Below are 15,688 nucleotides of genomic sequence, written 5' to 3' on the forward strand. Positions count from 1 at the left end.
GAGCCGCCGCCTGCGCCGCCGCCCCGGCCGGCCGCGGTCCGGCTGGTGTCGGCGCCGGTCCGGATCGCCGACGCGGCGACGGTGCGGCTGCTGCGGACCGGAGACCGGGTGGACGTGGTGGCGGCCGGCGGGCCGGGCGGGTTCGGCGCGGAGGCCGGGCGGCCCCGGGTGGTGGCCGCCGCGGCCAAGGTGGCCGGCGTACCACGGCCGGAGCCGGAGACGGCCGGTGCGGGCGGAGACGGCGCGCTGGTGGTGCTGTCCGTTCCGCGGGACACGGCCCGTGAACTCGTGGCCGCAGGTGCGGTGTCGCGACTGGCGGTGACCCTGTGCTGATTCGTACAGCCGTACAGCCAAGTCAGCTGAATGCGTGCACCGATTGGACAGTTCGGGTCTCGACTGCCGTAGCTTTCGGAGGCGTTGATTCCGCGCCTTGCACAAACGGCACACGCAGGTACTGCGTAGAGAGGCTCAGTGGTGAGCGACAAGAAGAAGAAGGAGAGCGTCCTGGCGGGCTTCAAGGCCTTCCTGATGCGCGGCAACGTGGTGGACCTCGCGGTCGCCGTGGTCATCGGTGCCGCCTTCACCAACATCGTGAACTCGGTGGTGAAGGGCATCATCGGCCCGCTCGTCGGCGCGATCGGCACGAGGAGCCTGGACGCGTACTCGTCGTGCCTCAAGGGCCCGTGCGGGGTGAACGCGGAGACCGGCGAGCCGATCGGCGTGAACATCCTCTGGGGTTCGGTGCTGAACGCCACGCTCAGCTTCGTGATCACGGCCGCGGTCGTCTACTTCCTGATGGTCCTGCCGATGTCCAAGTACCTGGCCCGGCAGGAGGCCCGCCGGAAGGCGAAGGAGGGCGTGCAGGAGACCCTGGAGGTCACCGAGCTGGTGGTGCTCAAGGAGATCCGCGACGCGCTGGTCACCCAGCGGACGGGCGGCTCCTCGGAGCTCGACGGCCAGGTCCGGCGCCCCACGCACTGAGCGGACCGGCCGGCGGGCCGTCCGGTTCCGGCGGCAGCCGGGCGGACGGCCCCACGGCTCAGATGTGGTGGGGCGGCTTCTCGTCGAGGAACCGTGCGAGGTCGGCAGCGCTGTTGCCGGCCGGCGGCCGCTCGCCCCACCCGCGGTCGGTGTCGTCCGAGGACTGCTGGTCCAGCGGGTCGTCGAAGACCAGCTTGGGCTTCGGCCGGGCCGCGGGGGCCGTCGGACGGGGGCCGTGGGTGGGCTCGGTGCTCATGCCTCCAGGGTACGGCCGGGCCGGGCACGGCTCAGCTGGGTGCCTCGGCGCCGGGGCGGGCGTAGAACCACCAGCAGACGGCCAGGCAGGTCGCGTAGAAGCCGATGAACATCCACAGGGCGGTCGTGACCTGGAGGTTCGCGAACATCGCCGGGATGAAGAAGAAGCCGTACGCGGCGATCGCCGAGGAGAACCCGGTGACCGCGCCCGCTTCCATCTCGGACTGCTTCAGGGCCGCGGCCCCGGCCTCGGGCCCCCGGCCGGCCGCCTCGCGGGCGTGCTGGTCCCGGAAGATCACGGGGATCTGCCGGAAGGTGGAGCCGTTGCCCAGGCCCGAGAAGAAGAAGGCCGCGAGGAAGCCGAGGAAGAACGCCCAGAAGCTGCCCCGGTCGGAGCCCGAGGGCAGCGCGAAGATCACGACGACCAGGGCGGCGGCCATGCCCACGAAGGACAGCATGGTGACCCTGGCCCCGCCCATCTTGTCGGAGAGCCAGCCGCCGGCCCAGCGCATGAGGGCGCCCACCAGCGGGCCGATCCAGGCGTAGGTGGTGGCCTGGTAGCCCTGGGCCTGGAAGTTGTCCTTGATCAGCAGCGGCAGACCGGCCGCGAAGCCGATGAAGGAACCGAAGGTGCCGACGTAGAGCCAGGTCATCAGCCAGTTGTGCTTCCGCCGGAAGATGATCTTCTGCTGGCTGAACGGGGCGGCGGCCACCTTGAGGTCGTTCATCAGGAACCACGCCAGCAGCGCCACGACGACCAGCAGCGGCACCCAGAGGAACGCACCGTTCTGGAGCCAGATGTCGGTGTTCTCCTTGCTGTCGCGCTGCGGGCCGCCGGCCGGGGCGCCGAGCACCGCGGCCGTGACGACGAGCGGCGCGACCAGCTGGACCACGCTGACGCCCAGGTTGCCCAGTCCGCCGTTGAGGCCGTTGGCGCTGCCCTTCTCCCGCTTGGGGAAGAAGAAGCCGATGTTCGCCATCGACGAGGCGAAGTTGGCGCCGCCGATGCCGCAGACGGCCGCGATCAGCACCATCTCCCAGTAGGGGGTGCCGGTGTCCTGGAGCGCGAAGCCAAGCCAGAGCATCGGCACGACCAGCACGAGGGTGCTGAAGGCGGTGAACTTCCGTTCGCCGAAGATCGGGCCGATGAAGGTGTAGAGGATCCGGAAGGTGCCGCCGGTGATGCCGGGGACGGCGGTCAGCCAGAACAGCTGCGACTTGGAGAAGCCGAAGCCGACGTCACCGAGCTTGACCACGGTGACCGACCAGACCTGCCAGACCACGAAGCCGAGCATCAGCGCCGGGATGGAGATCCACAGGTTGCGCTGGGCGACCTTGCGCCCGGTGGACTGCCAGAAGGCGTCGTCCTCGGGGCGCCAGTCGCCGATCGTGGTGCCGGGCCGGTAGGAGTCCGCCCGGTGCGAGCGGTCCGGCTCCGTGGTGGTGCGTATGGACATGGTCATCGGTCCTTGGGGTCGAGGAGCCACAGTCCGAGCACGACGAGGAAGGACAGGACCAGGAATCCCGCCCCCCACCAGGCCGTGCCGGTGTCGCCCTTCATCCATTCGTTGACGGTCACCGTGAGCGCCCAGAGCTGGCCGACGACCACGGTGAGGGCGAGGACGAGACGGGCGGTCAGCTTCGAGGAGCGCTCGGGCTCCTGCTCGGTGCCGGCCCCCGGTCCGGGACCGGTGCGCCGGATCCGGGGGTCGCCGTAGCCGCTGGTGGCGCGGATCTGCGGATAGCGCTCGTGCACCGGCCGGTTGAGCCGTGGCGTGGCGCTGCCGGGCCGGTACGCGGGCCGCGGCGGCAGCGGGGCATCGCTCATGTCCGCCTGCTCTCGTTGGCGCGGTCCGCGCCGGGGCAGCCGAGCCGGGCGGCCACCTCGGGGCGGGACTCGCCGAACTGCCGGCACAGGGCCTCCCTGGCCGGCTCCCCGGACCGGGCGGTGGCGATGGCCCAGACACTGCCGTCGACCTCCTCGGTCAGGAAGATCCTGGGCAGCGGGCGCGGCGGCGGGCCCGCCGTGACCTCGCCGGTGCGGGCGTCGAAGACGCCTTCGTGGCAGGGGCAGTACAGCTCGCCGGCGGGGCCGCGGTCCTCCCGCCACAGCACGGCACAGGCCAGGTGGGTGCACACGGCCGAGTAGCCGACGAGGGTGCCGTCCTGGAGGCGTACCGCCAGGGCCCGGTCCTCGTCGCCGGGGAACCGGAACGCCACGGACTCGCCCGGCGCCAGCCGGTCGGTGACCTTCTTGGACTCGGGGGCCGTGTCGCTGTCGCCGTGCCGGTGCAGGATGCCGGCGGCGACCCCGATGCCGCCGATGGCGAGGCCGCCGGAGACGGTGGCCACGATCCGCAGGTAGTCGCGGCGGGTGGTGAGGGAGTCGGCGCTGATCCGGTCGCGCAGGTGCGCCTGGGCGGCGTCGTCAGAGGGGTCCCCGCCGGCGGAGGGTTCGCCGTCGGCGGCGGGGGCGGGCTGTTCGGTCACGCTCATCGGACATCAACCCCGTTGATCTCCACGACGGGCAGCCCGCCGGGTACCGGCCACTGGACCTTGTCGGCGGGGACGACCATCGCCACCCCGGTGCTGACGACGACGTCGCCGAAGGCGAAGGAGTCGGCGACCTGGACGCCGGGCCGCTCGGCCCGGAGTTCTTCGACGGTGCCGTAGAAGAGGGCGCCGGTGGGGCAGACGGTGGCGCACATGGGGGCCAGGCCGTAGGCGGTGCGGTCGTAGCAGAGGTTGCACTTCATCTGGAGCTTCGCCTGGAGGTCGATCTTCGGGACTCCGAAGGGGCAGGCGTTGACGCAGTTGGCGCAGCCGATGCAGCGGGTGGTGTCGGCCTGCTGCACCACGCCGTCGGCGGTCACCAGGATCGCGTCGGCGGGACACACCTCGGCGCACGGGGCGACGGGGTCTTCACAGTGCATGCAGACGGTGGGAAGGGAGGCGACGGACCGGCCGGGCTCGGTGTAGTCCAGGTGGATCATCGACTTGCCGCGGTGCGAGTCGCACTCGCGGCAGGCGGAGACGCAGGCCTGGCAGCCGATGCAGCGCCCCGGATCAATGAAGATCGTCTTTCCCATCATGCCGGGGTCAGCTCCTCTCGGCCGTGCCACGCCCCTGCGAGGACGTGGGCGGCAGCGGGTCGGTGCGGGAGACCTGGGTCTCCGGGTACGCCTCGCGGCCGGGCGCGGTGGGCGGGGCCGGCACCTCGTCGACCCGCTCGGCGGCTTCGATCCGGGCGGCGCAGACCTTGTACTCGGGGATCTTCGAGCGGGGGTCGAGGGCGTCGATGGTGAGGGCGTTGGCGGCCGTCGGCACCGGCCAGTGGTACGGGATGAAGACGGTGTCGGGCCGGATGGCCTCGGTGACCAGGGCGGGGAACACCTCGCTGCCGCGGCGGGTGACGACGCGGACCGGGTCGCCGTTGCGGAAGCCGTGCGAGGGGTGGACCTCCACCCAGGGGCGCGGGGTCTGTTCGACGAGGGCGCCCAGGCGTCGGGTCTGGTTGCCGGAGAGGAAGTGGGCGACGGTGCGGCCGGTGGTGAGGGAGAGGGGGTACTCCTCGGTGTAGGGGTCCATCGGCGGGTGCCACTCGACGACCTGCATGTGGATCTTGCCGTCGGGGTGGTAGGTGCGGCCGTCCTCGAAGAGGCGGGGGGTGCCGGGGTGGTCGGTGGACGGGCAGGGCCAGGCGATGCCTCCGGTCTCTTCGAGGCGGTCGTAGGTGATGCCGTAGTAGTCGTTGACCGTGCCGGCGGAGGCGATGCGGAGCTCCTCGAAGAGTTCGCGGGAGCCGGGGAAGTCGAACTTGGCTCCCACGCCGAGGCGCTTGGCGAGTTCGCACAGCACCCAGGTGTCGGTGCGGACGCCGGCGGGCGGTTCCTGGGCCTTGTTGTGCTTGACCACGCGGGCTTCGGCGTTGGCCATCACGCCTTCGTCCTCGGCCCAGGTGGTCACGGGGAAGACCACGTGTGCGTTGGCTGCCGTTTCGGAAAGGAAGAAATCCAGTTGGGCATGGAACTCGGCGGTGTCGTAGCCGTCCTTGACCACGGCGTAGTTCGGGAGCGAGACGAAGGGGTTGTTGCAGACGCCGATCAGGCCGCGGATCTCGCGGCGCTGCATCTGCCAGACCATTTCCATCATGGAGGTTCCGGCGGCGGGGAGTTCGGACTCCTCGATGCCCCAGATCTCGCAGATCTGGCGCCGGTGGTCGGGGTTGGTGATGGAGCGGCCGCCGGGGAGGAGGTCGGACTTCTGGCCGTGTTCGCGGCCGCCCTGGCCGTTGCCCTGGCCGGTGATGGTGCCGTAGCCGGCACCGGGCTTGCCGATGTTGCCGGTGGCGACGCAGAGGTTGATCACGGTGAGGCAGTTCTCGACGCCCTGGGAGTGGTGTTCGATGCCCCGGGCGTGCCAGGCCATGGCCTTGTCCGCGCCGGCGAAGGCGCGGGCGACCTGCACGATCTGCTCGGCGGGGATCCCGCAGATCTCGGCGGCCCGCTCCGGCGGGTACTCGGAGACCTTGTCGCGGACCTCTTCCCAGCCGGTGGTGTGGGCGCCGAGGTAGGACTCGTCGTCGAGGCCTTCCTTGACCACGACGTTGAGGACGGAGTTGAAGAAGGCGGCGTCGGTGCCGGGTTTGAGGGCGACGTGGATGTCGGCGGTGCGGGCGATGGCGGTCTCCCGCGGGTCGACCACGATCAGCGTGGCGCCCCGGTCCCGGGCTCCCCACAGGTACTGGGTCATGACGGGGAAGCACTCCCCCACGTTGGACCCGGCGATCAGCAGGCAGTCGGTGAGGAGGATGTCGGAGAACGGGTTGCCGGCCCGGTCGATGCCGAAGGCCAGCTTGTTGGCGCCGGCGGCGCTGACCATGCACAGCCTGCCGTTGTAGTCGACGTGCCGGGTCTTGAGGGCGACCCGGGCGAACTTGCCGACCAGGTAGGTCTTCTCGGAGAACAGGCTGGCCCCGCCGAGCATGCCGAAGGCGTCGTTGCCGTACGCGCTCTGGATCCGCCGGATCTCGGAGACGGTGTAGTCGAGGGCCTCCTCCCAGGAAGCCTCTCGGAACGGTTCGTTGCGGGAGCGGCGCAGCAGCGGGGCGGTGAGCCGGTCGGGGTGGTTGACCTGCTGGTAGGCGTTGATGCCCTTGGGGCACAGCCGCATCCGGTTGATGTCGTGGTTGCGGGGCTCGACGCCGAACACCTTCCCGCCGTGGTCGACCCGGAGGTACATGCCGCACTGGACCCCGCAGAAGCAGCAGTGGGTGGGCACGAGGGTCTCGCCGTTCTGGTCGGCGTGCCACCGGTCGGCGGGGATGCCGCCCGCGTCGCGGAAGTTGCGGGTGCCGGGCGGGGCGATCGAGGGGTCGACGGGCAGCGGGCGCGGCTGGGGGGCGGCGGTCACTTGTAGCCCTTCTTGACGTGGGTGAGGTAGGCGTTGCCGCGCAGCACGCGCTTGCAGCGCGGGCAGTACTCGGCCCAGGCGTCGAAGCCGAGCCGGAGGTCTCGCATGGTGCCGCGGAGGTTCTCGACGTACGGGGCGGTGTCGACGGGCTCTCCGCAGCGCTTGCAGGCGAAGACCTGGTCGTCCTGGCGGCCGGTGTACTTGAACAGCTGCATGCCGACGGCAGCGGGCCGCTGGACGATGTGGAAGAACTTCCCGAACGGGATGTAGATGAGGGTGAAGACCACCGAGACCATGTGGAGGATCGCCAGGAACTCGTAGCCGCCGCCGTGCAGGAAGATCGAGGAGAAGGTGAGGAGGAGGCCGGTCACGGAGATGACGATCAGCAGGATCAGCGGCAGCAGGTCGTAGGCGAAGCGCTGGCCGGTGATGGCTCCGCGGTCCTTCATCCGGCGCCACAGGAAGTACGAGGCACCGGGGATGACGAGGACGGCGGCGATGTCCAGGCCGTGGAACATCAGCCAGCCGAGGATGTTCAGCGAGTCGAAGCCGAGGACCTTGAAGCCCCAGATGCGCATCTCGTAGCCGGGGCCCGATCCGCTGCCGGAGGTGAAGGTGAACCAGCCCCAGGTGAGGGGGAAGGTGATCAGCGCGGCGAGGATGCAGCCCCAGAAGATCAGCTGGTGGGCGGCCCAGCGGGCGTGCGAGCGGGCGCCCAGGAACTTCTGGAAGCCGAGGTAGGTGGCGATCATCCGGGGCAGGGCGGTGGGCGCCTTGCGGAAGTTGGCGGCCGAGAACAGGCTGCCGAAGCCCTTCGCGAAGAGGCGGCGCGCGCCCGGGGAGGACACCCACACGGTGTAGCGGTAGGCGACGCCGAAGGCGAGGAAGACGGTCGCGACGGCGTAGGGCAGCAGGGCCGAGTCGAAGTCCCGCAGGAACCGGCTGCCCAGCACGATGGCGAGGACCAGCAGGGCGGAGACTGCGGCGCCGGCCAGGGTGGCCCGGGCGGTGACGGATCGCCCGGCCGGCGGTGCGGGGGCCGCGGGCGGTGGCGGCGTGGCGGCTGCGACTGCTTCTGAGGGCTCGGACACAGCACCACGCTAGGCGGTCTGTACCGATTCGTCCCGCTGTGACGGTCGTACCGTTGCTCCGAACGGGCGATGGAAGGAGGTGAGGCGAGGAGGCGACGGAAGGGAGGTTCAGACGGCGGTGAGGCCGCGGGCTGCGAACAGGGCCCTGGCCGACTCGACCTGCTGCGGGGTCGGGGACGGGGTGTCGCGGAGCGTGAAGTCCTTGCCGAGCGCTTCCCACTTCGACGCGCCCAGCTTGTGGAACGGCAGGACGTCCACGCGGGACACGTTGCCGAGGCCGGCGGCGAAGCGGGCCACGCCGTCGACGTTGGCGGGGGCGTCGGTGAGGCCTGGCACCAGGACGAAGCGCACGTGGACCTCCTTGCCGAGGTCCGCGAGGCGGCGGGCGAAGTCCAGGGTGGGCTGGAGCGGGCGGCCGGTGACGCGGCGGTGGGTGTCGCGGTCCCAGGACTTGATGTCGAGGAGGACGAGGTCGGTGTCGCGCAGCAGGGCGTCGGTGGCGCGGGCGCCGAGGAAGCCCGAGGTGTCGAGGGCGGTGTGCAGGCCCAGTTCGTGCTTCATCCGGTGCAGGAGCTCGCCGGTGAACACGGGCTGGAGGAGGGGCTCGCCGCCGGAGACGGTGGCGCCGCCGCCGGCGACGGCGATGAACCGGCGGTACTTGGCGGCCTCGGCGAGGACGTCGTCGGCGGAGGTGCGCTTGCCGGCCCGCATCCGCCACGTGTCGGGGTTGTGGCAGTAGAGGCAGGTCAGCGGGCAGCCGGAGAGGAAGGTGACGAAGCGGGTGCCGGGTCCGTCGACGCCGGTCGACAGGTCCCAGGAGTGCACCGAGCCCTCGCTGGGCCGGTGGGTGGCGGCGGCCGCCGGGGTCCGTCCGCCGCCGGGTGCGGCGGACGGACCGGGGACCGGGCCGACGGGGATGCTCGTACCGAGGAGGGCGCTCATGGCAGGTGCTCCGTTCCCGTTCCCGATGCGGATGTGATGCGGACGCGGCTCTACAGCGAGCCGTGGAAGGTGCGGTTGAGGACGTCGAGCTGCTGGTCGCGGGTGAGGCGAACGAAGTTCACCGCGTAGCCGCTGACGCGGATGGTGAGCTGCGGGTACTTCTCCGGGTGCGCCATGGCGTCCTTGAGGACGTCGCGGTTGAGGACGTTGACGTTCATGTGGAAGCCGTCGCCGGCCATGTAGCCGTCGAGGACGCCGGCGAGGTTGCGGATCCGCTCCTCGGGGGTGCGGCCGAGGCCGTCGGGGGTGACGGTGCTGGTCAGCGAGATGCCGTCCTCGGCGTCCTCGTACGGGAGCTTGGCGACGGACAGGGCCGAGGTGACGTAGCCGTGGGTGTCGCGGCCGTTCATCGGGTTGGCGCCCGGCGAGAACGGCTCGCCGGCGCGGCGGCCGTCGGGGGTGTTGCCGGTCTTCTTGCCGTAGACGACGTTGGAGGTGATCGTCAGGACGGACTGGGTGTGCTCGGCGTTGCGGTAGGCGGGGTGCCGGCGGACCTTCTTCATGAACTCCTCGACCAGCCGGACGGCGATGTCGTCGACCCGGTCGTCGTTGTTGCCGAAGGCCGGGTAGTCGCCGTCGACCGTGTAGTCGGTGGCGAGGCCGGTCTCGTCGCGGTGCACGGTGACGGTGGCGTGCTTGATGGCGGACAGCGAGTCGGCGGCCACCGACAGGCCGGCGATGCCGCAGGCCATGGTGCGGCGCACGTCGCGGTCGTGGAGGGCCATCTCGATGCGCTCGTACGCGTACTTGTCGTGCATGTAGTGGATGACGTTGAGCGCGTGGACGTACGTGCCCGCCAGCCATTCCATCTGGGCGTCGAACTTCTCCAATACCTCGTCGTAGTCGAGGACGTCGGCGGTGACGGCGCCGGTGGCGGGGCCCACCTGAGCGCCGGACTTCTCGTCCCGGCCGCCGTTGATCGCGTAGAGGAGGGTCTTGGCGAGGTTCACGCGGGCGCCGAAGTACTGCATCTGCCGGCCGACCGGCATCGCCGAGACGCAGCAGGCGATGGCCGTGTCGTCGCCGAACCGCGGGCGCATCAGCTCGTCGGATTCGTACTGCACCGAGGAGGTGTCGATCGAGACGCGGGCGCAGAACTCCTTGAAGCCCTGCGGCAGCCGCGGGGACCAGAAGACGGTCATGTTCGGCTCGGGGGCCGGGCCGAGGTTGTAGAGGGTCTGGAGGTAGCGGAACGAGGTCCGGGTGACCAGCGGGCGGCCGTCTTCGCCCATGCCCGCGATGGACTCGGTGACCCAGGTCGGGTCGCCGGAGAAGAGTTCGTCGTACTCCGGGGTGCGCAGGAAGCGGACGATGCGGAGCTTGATGATGAAGTCGTCGACGAGCTCCTGGGCCTGCTCCTCGGTGAGGCGTCCGGCCTCGATGTCGCGCTGGAGGTAGACGTCGAGGAAGGTGGAGGTGCGGCCGAGCGACATGGCGGCGCCGTTCTGCTCCTTCACCGCGGCCAGGTAGGCGAAGTACAGCCACTGGATCGCCTCGCGGCCGGTGCCGGCCGGGCCGGAGATGTCGTACCCGTACGAGGCGGCCATGGTCTTGAGTTCGCCCAGGGCGCGCATCTGCTCGGCGAGTTCCTCGCGGAGCCGGATGGTCTCCTCCAGCGAGCGGGGCCCGGCCGGGAGGGCGTCGAGTCCGGCCCGCTCCTCCTTCTTGACTTCGATCAGGCGGTCGACGCCGTAGAGGGCCACCCGGCGGTAGTCGCCGATGATGCGGCCGCGGCCGTATGCGTCGGGCAGGCCGGTGATGACGCCGGCCTTGCGGGCGGCCCTGATCTCGGGGGTGTAGGCGTCGAACACGCCGGCGTTGTGGGTCTTGCGGTACTCGGTGAAGACCTTCTCCAGCTCCGCCGAGACCGGGTAGCCGTAGGTCTCCAGGGCGCCGGCGACCATCCGCCACCCGCCGTACGGCATGATCGCCCGCTTGAGCGGGGCGTCGGTCTGGAGACCGACGATCAGGTCCTTGTCGCGGTCGATCCAGCCGGGGGCGTGGGCGGTGATCGTCGAGGGGATGTCGTGGGCGATGTCGTAGACGCCCTTCGCGCGCTCCTCCGGGAACCTGTCCGTGATCGCCTTCCACACGGCGGTGGTGCGCTCGGTGGGACCGGCGAGGAAGGAGCCGTCGCCCTCGTACGGGGTGTAGTTCTGCTGGATGAAGTCGCGGACGTCGACGGCGTCGCGCCACAGGCCGCCCTTGAAGCCCGTCCAGGCCCCGTTGCTCGCCGTCGCCTCCGCAGGGGTGGCAGTCATCGTCCGCTCCTTCTTCCGTCGCGTCATTGCCTGCTTCCATTCCACGCCCGTTGATCGATCATTTGGGGCCGCGATGGTCCCCGGTTGCGGACCGGAGGTCCCGGCCCGTTCCGGCCCGCAGTCGATGCACCCGCCTTGACCTGCACTTCCATCAGGGACCAAAGACCCCTGTGCGCTTGTGAAAGCATTCACAAGAATTTCGTCGCCACCACGCATTCCGGGGGCGACGGCCGCAGCCGTCGCCCCCGGAAAGAACAGTTCCGTCCCCGGGCGGGCTAGCTCGGCGCCTCGGCACCCTTGCGGGCGTAGAACCACCAGGCCACGACCACGCAGCTCGCGTAGAAGCCCACGAAGCCCCACATCGCACTGGTCACCGCGAAGTTCGCGAACATCGCCGGGATGAAGAAGAACCCGTACGCGGCGATCGCGGCGGTGAAACCGGTGACCGCGCCCGACTCCATCTCCGCCTGCTTGAGGGCGGCCGCGTACTCCGGGGTGCCCTCGGTGAGGCCCTTCAGGTGCTGCCCGCGGAAGATCACCGGGATCTGCCGGAAGGTCGAGCCGTTGCCGATGCCCGAGAAGAAGAAGGCGGCCAGGAAGCAGAGGAAGAAGCCGGTGAAGTCGCCCTCCGAGGAGCCCTGCGGCAGGAAGGTGATGACGCCGATGATCGAGCCCGCCATGCCGACGAAGGACAGGATCGTCACCCGGGCGCCGCCCAGCCTGTCGGCGATCCAGCCGCCCGCCCAGCGCGCCAGCGCACCCAGCGCCGGGCCCATCCAGGCGTAGGTGGCCACGGAGTACGCCGGGAAGGTGGTCTTGATCAGCAGCGGCAGGGCCGCGGCGAAGCCGATGAAGGAGCCGAAGGTGCCGACGTAGAGCCAGGTCATCAGCCAGTTGTGCTTGCGCTTGAAGATGATCTTCTGCCGGCTGAACGGGGTGGACGCCACCTTCAGGTCGTTCTGCCCGAACCAGGCCACCAGCGCCAGGACCACCAGCACGGGCACCCACACGAACGCCGCGTTCTGCAGGTAGATCTCCGAGCCGTCGGCCTTCTTCTGGCCCGCGCCGAGCGCCAGCACGGAGGTGGTGATGAGGATCGGGGTCAGCAGCTGGACCACGGAGACGCCGAGGTTCCCGAGGCCTCCGTTGATGCCGGTCGCGTTGCCCTTCTCCTGCTTCGGGTAGAAGAAGCCGATGTTCGCGAGCGACGAGGAGAAGTTCGCGCCGCCTATGCCGCAGAGGGCGGCGATGGCGACCAGGACGGTGTACGGGGTGTCAGGGTCCTGGACGGCGAAGCCCAGCCAGATCAGCGGCACCACCAGCACCAGCGTGGACAGTGCCGTGAAGCGGCGCTGGCCGATCCGCGGGCCGAGGAACGTGTAGAAGATCCGGGCGGTGCCGCCGGTGAGCCCGGGCACCGCGGTCAGCCAGAACAGCTGGGACTGGCTGAAGCCGAAGCCGACGTCCTTGAGGCTGGTGGCCGTGATGCTCCAGACCTGCCAGACCACGAAGGCCACGAGCAGGGCCGGGACCGCGATCCACAGGTTCCGGGTGGCGACCTTCCTGCCCGTGGTCCGCCAGAACACCGGGTCCTCGGGGGTCCAGTCGGTGATCGTACGGCCGGGGCGGTACTGCCCGGGATCGGCTGACGGGGAGCGGGTTTCCGTGGCGGCCACGGCCGTCGGGGCGGAACTCATGGCAGGTTCCTTCTGCAGAGGTGCCGAGCCCACGGGCAGAGGGTTGCCGCCGCCTGCCGCGAGCTGTCCTGACCCCTCCAGTCTTCGCGGCGCGCCCCGCCCGCAGCAGGGGCGAAGGCACCGAACCGCCCGGGACCAAGTCCCGTACGCAGCGGTGCATTGGTACCCGAAGAGCCCTTGCCGGGGTCCGGCCCGGGCACCCCCCGGGCTGCTGAACCCGGCCGCGCGTGCTGTGCTGGACGGATGGCGTACCAATTGATGACCGCCCGCAGCCGGGACGAGGCGCACCGGGCGGCGACCCCGCTGGAGCTGTTCTTCGACCTGTGCTTCGTGGTGGCCGTGGCGCAGGCGGGCAAGCAGCTCGTGCACGCGCTCGCCGAGGACCACGTCGGCGACGGGATCACCGGGTACCTGTTCGTCTTCTTCGGCGTGTGGTGGGCGTGGATGAACTTCACCTGGTTCGCCTCCGCCTACGACACGGACGACGTGCCGTACCGGGTGGCGACGCTGGTGCAGATCTCCGGCGTGCTGGTCTACGCGGCCGGCATCCCGCGGGCGTTCAACGACAACGACTGGACCGTCGCGGTCATCGGGTACGTCATCATGCGCCTGGCCCTGACCGTGCAGTGGCTGCGGGCGGCCGCCGGGGAGACCGGGCCGGGCCGGCGCTGCGCCCTCACGTACGCGGTCGGTGTGATGATCTGCCAGGTGGGCTGGGTGGCGCTGCTGGCCGCGCCCGAGGGATCCCGCCGCTGGCTGTTCCTGGTGCTGGTGGTGGCCGAGCTGAGCGTGCCGGTGGTGGCCGAGCGTTCGCACCAGACGCCGTGGCACGCCCACCACATCGCGGAGCGGTACGGCCTGTTCACCATCATCGTGCTGGGCGAGACGATCGCGGCGGCGACGGTGGCCGTGCAGTCGGCGCTCGACGAGCACGAGGCGCTGTCCGAGCTGCTGCCGATCGCGGCGGGCGGCCTGCTGCTGGTGTTCGCCGCCTGGTGGATCTACTTCGCGGTGCCCGTGCACGAGCGGCTGACGTCCAACCGCGAGTCCATCCCCTGGGGTTACGGGCACTTCGTGATCCTGGGCGCGGCGGCGGCGATCGGCGCGGGCATCGAGGTCGCGGTGGAGCACGCGGTGGGCAAGGCGCACGTCTCGACGGTGGCGGCGAACGCGGCGGTGACCGTGCCGATGGGCCTGTTCCTGCTGACGGTGTGGCTGCTGCACTCGCGCCACTTCAAGCAGGGCCCTGCACAGCAGGCGGTGCTGCCGGTGTGCGCGGCAGCAGTGCTGCTGTGCACGTTCACGGGTACGTACGCAGTGCTGTGGGCGGGTCTGGTGGCCGCGGCCGCCGTCGCGGTGGGCGTACTGCTGGTCGAGCACCGGACCGGGCAGCCCGCCGTCTGAGCGGACGTCAACGCCAAACCGCCCGCGCCTCACTCGTTGGCGGGAATCTCGGCCCGTGGGGCCCGCTGCGGCGGGCCCCACGGCGTTCTGGAGCTGAGGATGACGCCCGGCAACAGGAAGAGGTGCGGCCATGACCATCCCGGCGCAGGGCCCGGCCCGCGGCCCCGACGGCCCCCATCCGGACCAGGACCCCGGCCACCGGCCGGCGGAAGGTTCCGGCACCGCGGACGGCGGACCGGCCACCGCCCCGCCCGCCCCGGACCAGGCCGCCCCGGACCCGGCCTCGGCCGCCCCCGCCCCGGCACGGCCCGCCGGGAAGCCCGGCGCCGTCCTCCCCGACCTCGCCGACCCCGCCTTCTGGCAGGCGCCGCCCGAGCACCGGCTGGCCGCGTTCGCCCGGCTGCGGGCCCTCGACACCCCGGTGTACGTGGCCGAGGGGCGGGGCCGCGGCCACTGGGCCCTGGTCCGGCACGCCGACGTCCAGGAGGCCAGCCGGCTGCCGAAGGTGTTCGCCAGCGCCCCCGGGGTCACCACGCCCGAGCCGGCCCGCTGGGTGCGCGCCCTGTTCGGGGACTCGATGGTGAACCTGGACGGCCCGGACCACGCCCGGCTGCGCAAGGTCGTGCAGCGGGCGTTCACCCCGCGGCTGCTCGCCGAGGCGGAACGGGACATCGACGCGGTGGCCGCCCGGATCGTCGACGACATGCTGGCCGAGCGGCCGGACGAGTTCGTCGCCGCGGTCTCCTCCCGGCTGCCGCTGGAGGTCATCTGCAACATGATGGGCATCCCCGAGGAGTTCCGCCCGGAGATCGCCGACCGGGTCAACCATGCTTCCGAGAACATCGGCGTGGAGCGCGGCCTGGCGGCCCGGCTGCGGATGCCCGGCCGGGGCCTGCGCGCACTGGCCCGGATGCAGCGGATGGTCGCCGGCATCGGCCGGGAGCGCCGCCGGAACCCCGCCGACGACCTGATCTCGGCGCTGGTCTGCGCGAACGTGGACGGGCAGGCGCTCGGCGCCCGGCAGCTGGGCGCGTTCTTCTCGCTGCTGATGGTCGCCGGGGTGGAGACCACCCGCAACGCCATCACCCACGGCCTGGCGCTGCTCACCGACCACCCCGACCAGCGCGACCTGCTGGTCTCCGACTTCGACGGGTACGCGGACGGTGCGGTGGACGAGATGATCCGGCACTCGACGCCGATCATCCAGTTCCGCCGGACGGTGGCCGCCGAGCACAGCCTCGGCGGGCGGACGTTCCGGCCGGGCGAGAAGGTGGTCCTCTACTACGCCTCCGCCAACCGGGACGAGGCGGTGTTCGGGCCCGACCCGGACGCCTTCGACATCACCCGCAGCCCCAACCCGCACCTGGGGTTCGGCGGTGGCGGCCCGCACTACTGCCTGGGCGCGCACCTCGCCCGGCAGGAGATGAAGGCCCTGTTCCGGGAGCTGCTGACCCGCCCCCGGGACCTGCGCGCCACCGGGCTGCCGGACCTCGCGGGCTCCAACTTCGACAACCGGGTCCGCTCGCTGAAGTTCACCTTCACCGACTGAGGCACGCCGGCCGGGGGCGGGAGCGCGGTTCTCCCC

13 protein-coding genes and 1 pseudogene are annotated in these 15,688 nt (G+C 71.1%); 4 read left to right on the plus strand and 10 right to left on the minus strand.

The window, feature by feature from the left end; all coding sequences use genetic code 11:
* Together LG634_RS16060 and LG634_RS16065 are read left to right on the plus strand one after the other, a co-directional pair.
* A pseudogene (locus LG634_RS16060) lies at window positions 1-333 on the plus strand (hypothetical protein); the annotation flags it as partial.
* Between the two features lie 195 nt (window positions 334-528).
* Complete coding sequence (locus tag LG634_RS16065; RefSeq protein WP_264203194.1) at window positions 529-981, plus strand: large conductance mechanosensitive channel protein MscL; 453 nt, start codon at window positions 529-531, stop codon at window positions 979-981.
* Between the two features lie 58 nt (window positions 982-1,039).
* On the opposite strand, the gene LG634_RS16070 is transcribed toward LG634_RS16065, so the two are convergent.
* The 10 genes from LG634_RS16070 to LG634_RS16115 all read right to left on the minus strand — a co-directional run bounded on the left by LG634_RS16070 (window position 1,040) and on the right by LG634_RS16115 (window position 12,699).
* Window positions 1,040-1,237, minus strand: coding sequence for a hypothetical protein (locus LG634_RS16070; protein WP_226734496.1), 198 nt, complete (start codon window positions 1,235-1,237; stop codon window positions 1,040-1,042).
* Window positions 1,238-1,268: 31 nt separating this feature from the next.
* Window positions 1,269-2,693, minus strand: coding sequence for a NarK family nitrate/nitrite MFS transporter (locus LG634_RS16075; RefSeq protein ID WP_226734497.1), 1,425 nt, complete (start codon window positions 2,691-2,693; stop codon window positions 1,269-1,271).
* Window positions 2,694-2,695: 2 nt separating this feature from the next.
* Window positions 2,696-3,064 carry a hypothetical protein gene (locus LG634_RS16080; RefSeq protein ID WP_226734498.1) on the minus strand — a complete coding sequence of 123 codons (369 nt, stop codon included), beginning with the start codon at window positions 3,062-3,064 and terminating at the stop codon, window positions 2,696-2,698.
* On the minus strand, window positions 3,061-3,732 hold the full coding sequence (locus tag LG634_RS16085; RefSeq protein WP_226734499.1) for a QcrA and Rieske domain-containing protein: 672 nt from the start codon (window positions 3,730-3,732) through the stop codon (window positions 3,061-3,063). The genes LG634_RS16080 and LG634_RS16085 overlap by 4 nt, the downstream gene beginning before the upstream one ends.
* Window positions 3,729-4,328, minus strand: a complete 600-nt coding sequence (locus LG634_RS16090; RefSeq protein ID WP_226734500.1) for a 4Fe-4S dicluster domain-containing protein — start codon at window positions 4,326-4,328, stop codon at window positions 3,729-3,731. The genes LG634_RS16085 and LG634_RS16090 overlap by 4 nt, the downstream gene beginning before the upstream one ends.
* 7 nt (window positions 4,329-4,335) lie before the next feature.
* Window positions 4,336-6,648 (minus strand): molybdopterin oxidoreductase family protein, encoded by a 2,313-nt coding sequence (locus LG634_RS16095; protein ID WP_226734501.1) that lies wholly within the window; start codon window positions 6,646-6,648, stop codon window positions 4,336-4,338.
* Window positions 6,645-7,739 carry an MFS transporter gene (locus tag LG634_RS16100; protein WP_226734502.1) on the minus strand — a complete coding sequence of 365 codons (1,095 nt, stop codon included), beginning with the start codon at window positions 7,737-7,739 and terminating at the stop codon, window positions 6,645-6,647. Before LG634_RS16100 ends, LG634_RS16095 begins: the two co-directional genes overlap by 4 nt.
* Before the next feature lie 108 nt (window positions 7,740-7,847).
* Window positions 7,848-8,681: a pyruvate formate-lyase-activating protein gene (gene pflA / locus LG634_RS16105; RefSeq protein ID WP_226734503.1), complete on the minus strand. Its 834-nt coding sequence runs from the start codon at window positions 8,679-8,681 to the stop codon at window positions 7,848-7,850.
* Window positions 8,682-8,731: 50 nt separating this feature from the next.
* Window positions 8,732-11,002 (minus strand): formate C-acetyltransferase, encoded by a 2,271-nt coding sequence (gene pflB, locus LG634_RS16110; protein ID WP_226734504.1) that lies wholly within the window; start codon window positions 11,000-11,002, stop codon window positions 8,732-8,734.
* A 275-nt stretch (window positions 11,003-11,277) separates the two neighbouring features.
* A complete protein-coding gene (locus LG634_RS16115; protein ID WP_226734505.1) occupies window positions 11,278-12,699 on the minus strand; it encodes a NarK family nitrate/nitrite MFS transporter in 1,422 nt (473 codons plus the stop codon).
* 243 nt (window positions 12,700-12,942) lie between these two features.
* Between LG634_RS16115 and LG634_RS16120 the strand changes: the two genes are divergently transcribed.
* The gene (locus tag LG634_RS16120; RefSeq protein ID WP_226734506.1) at window positions 12,943-14,103 is read left to right on the plus strand and encodes a low temperature requirement protein A; all 1,161 of its coding nucleotides are present in this window, start codon (window positions 12,943-12,945) and stop codon (window positions 14,101-14,103) included.
* 130 nt (window positions 14,104-14,233) lie between these two features.
* Window positions 14,234-15,652 (plus strand): cytochrome P450, encoded by a 1,419-nt coding sequence (locus tag LG634_RS16125; protein WP_226734507.1) that lies wholly within the window; start codon window positions 14,234-14,236, stop codon window positions 15,650-15,652.
* Window positions 15,653-15,688: the final 36 nt, after the last annotated feature.

The sequence above is a fragment of the Streptomyces bambusae genome, assembly GCF_020532645.1.
GTDB lineage: Bacteria > Actinomycetota > Actinomycetes > Streptomycetales > Streptomycetaceae > Streptomyces > Streptomyces bambusae.

Excerpts from the sequence above, each read along its gene's own strand:
- LG634_RS16125 (WP_226734507.1), top strand. The coding sequence starts at position 14,234 with ATGACCATCCCGGCGCAGGGCCCGGCCCGCGGCCCCGACGGCCCCCAT.
- pflB (WP_226734504.1), bottom strand. The coding sequence starts at position 11,002 with ATGACTGCCACCCCTGCGGAGGCGACGGCGAGCAACGGGGCCTGGACG.
- LG634_RS16085 (WP_226734499.1), bottom strand. The coding sequence starts at position 3,732 with ATGAGCGTGACCGAACAGCCCGCCCCCGCCGCCGACGGCGAACCCTCC.
- pflA (WP_226734503.1), bottom strand. The coding sequence starts at position 8,681 with ATGAGCGCCCTCCTCGGTACGAGCATCCCCGTCGGCCCGGTCCCCGGT.
- LG634_RS16080 (WP_226734498.1), bottom strand. The coding sequence starts at position 3,064 with ATGAGCGATGCCCCGCTGCCGCCGCGGCCCGCGTACCGGCCCGGCAGC.
- LG634_RS16090 (WP_226734500.1), bottom strand. The coding sequence starts at position 4,328 with ATGATGGGAAAGACGATCTTCATTGATCCGGGGCGCTGCATCGGCTGC.
- LG634_RS16115 (WP_226734505.1), bottom strand. The coding sequence starts at position 12,699 with ATGAGTTCCGCCCCGACGGCCGTGGCCGCCACGGAAACCCGCTCCCCG.
- LG634_RS16070 (WP_226734496.1), bottom strand. The coding sequence starts at position 1,237 with ATGAGCACCGAGCCCACCCACGGCCCCCGTCCGACGGCCCCCGCGGCC.
- LG634_RS16065 (WP_264203194.1), top strand. The coding sequence starts at position 529 with ATGCGCGGCAACGTGGTGGACCTCGCGGTCGCCGTGGTCATCGGTGCC.
- LG634_RS16120 (WP_226734506.1), top strand. The coding sequence starts at position 12,943 with ATGGCGTACCAATTGATGACCGCCCGCAGCCGGGACGAGGCGCACCGG.
- LG634_RS16075 (WP_226734497.1), bottom strand. The coding sequence starts at position 2,693 with ATGTCCATACGCACCACCACGGAGCCGGACCGCTCGCACCGGGCGGAC.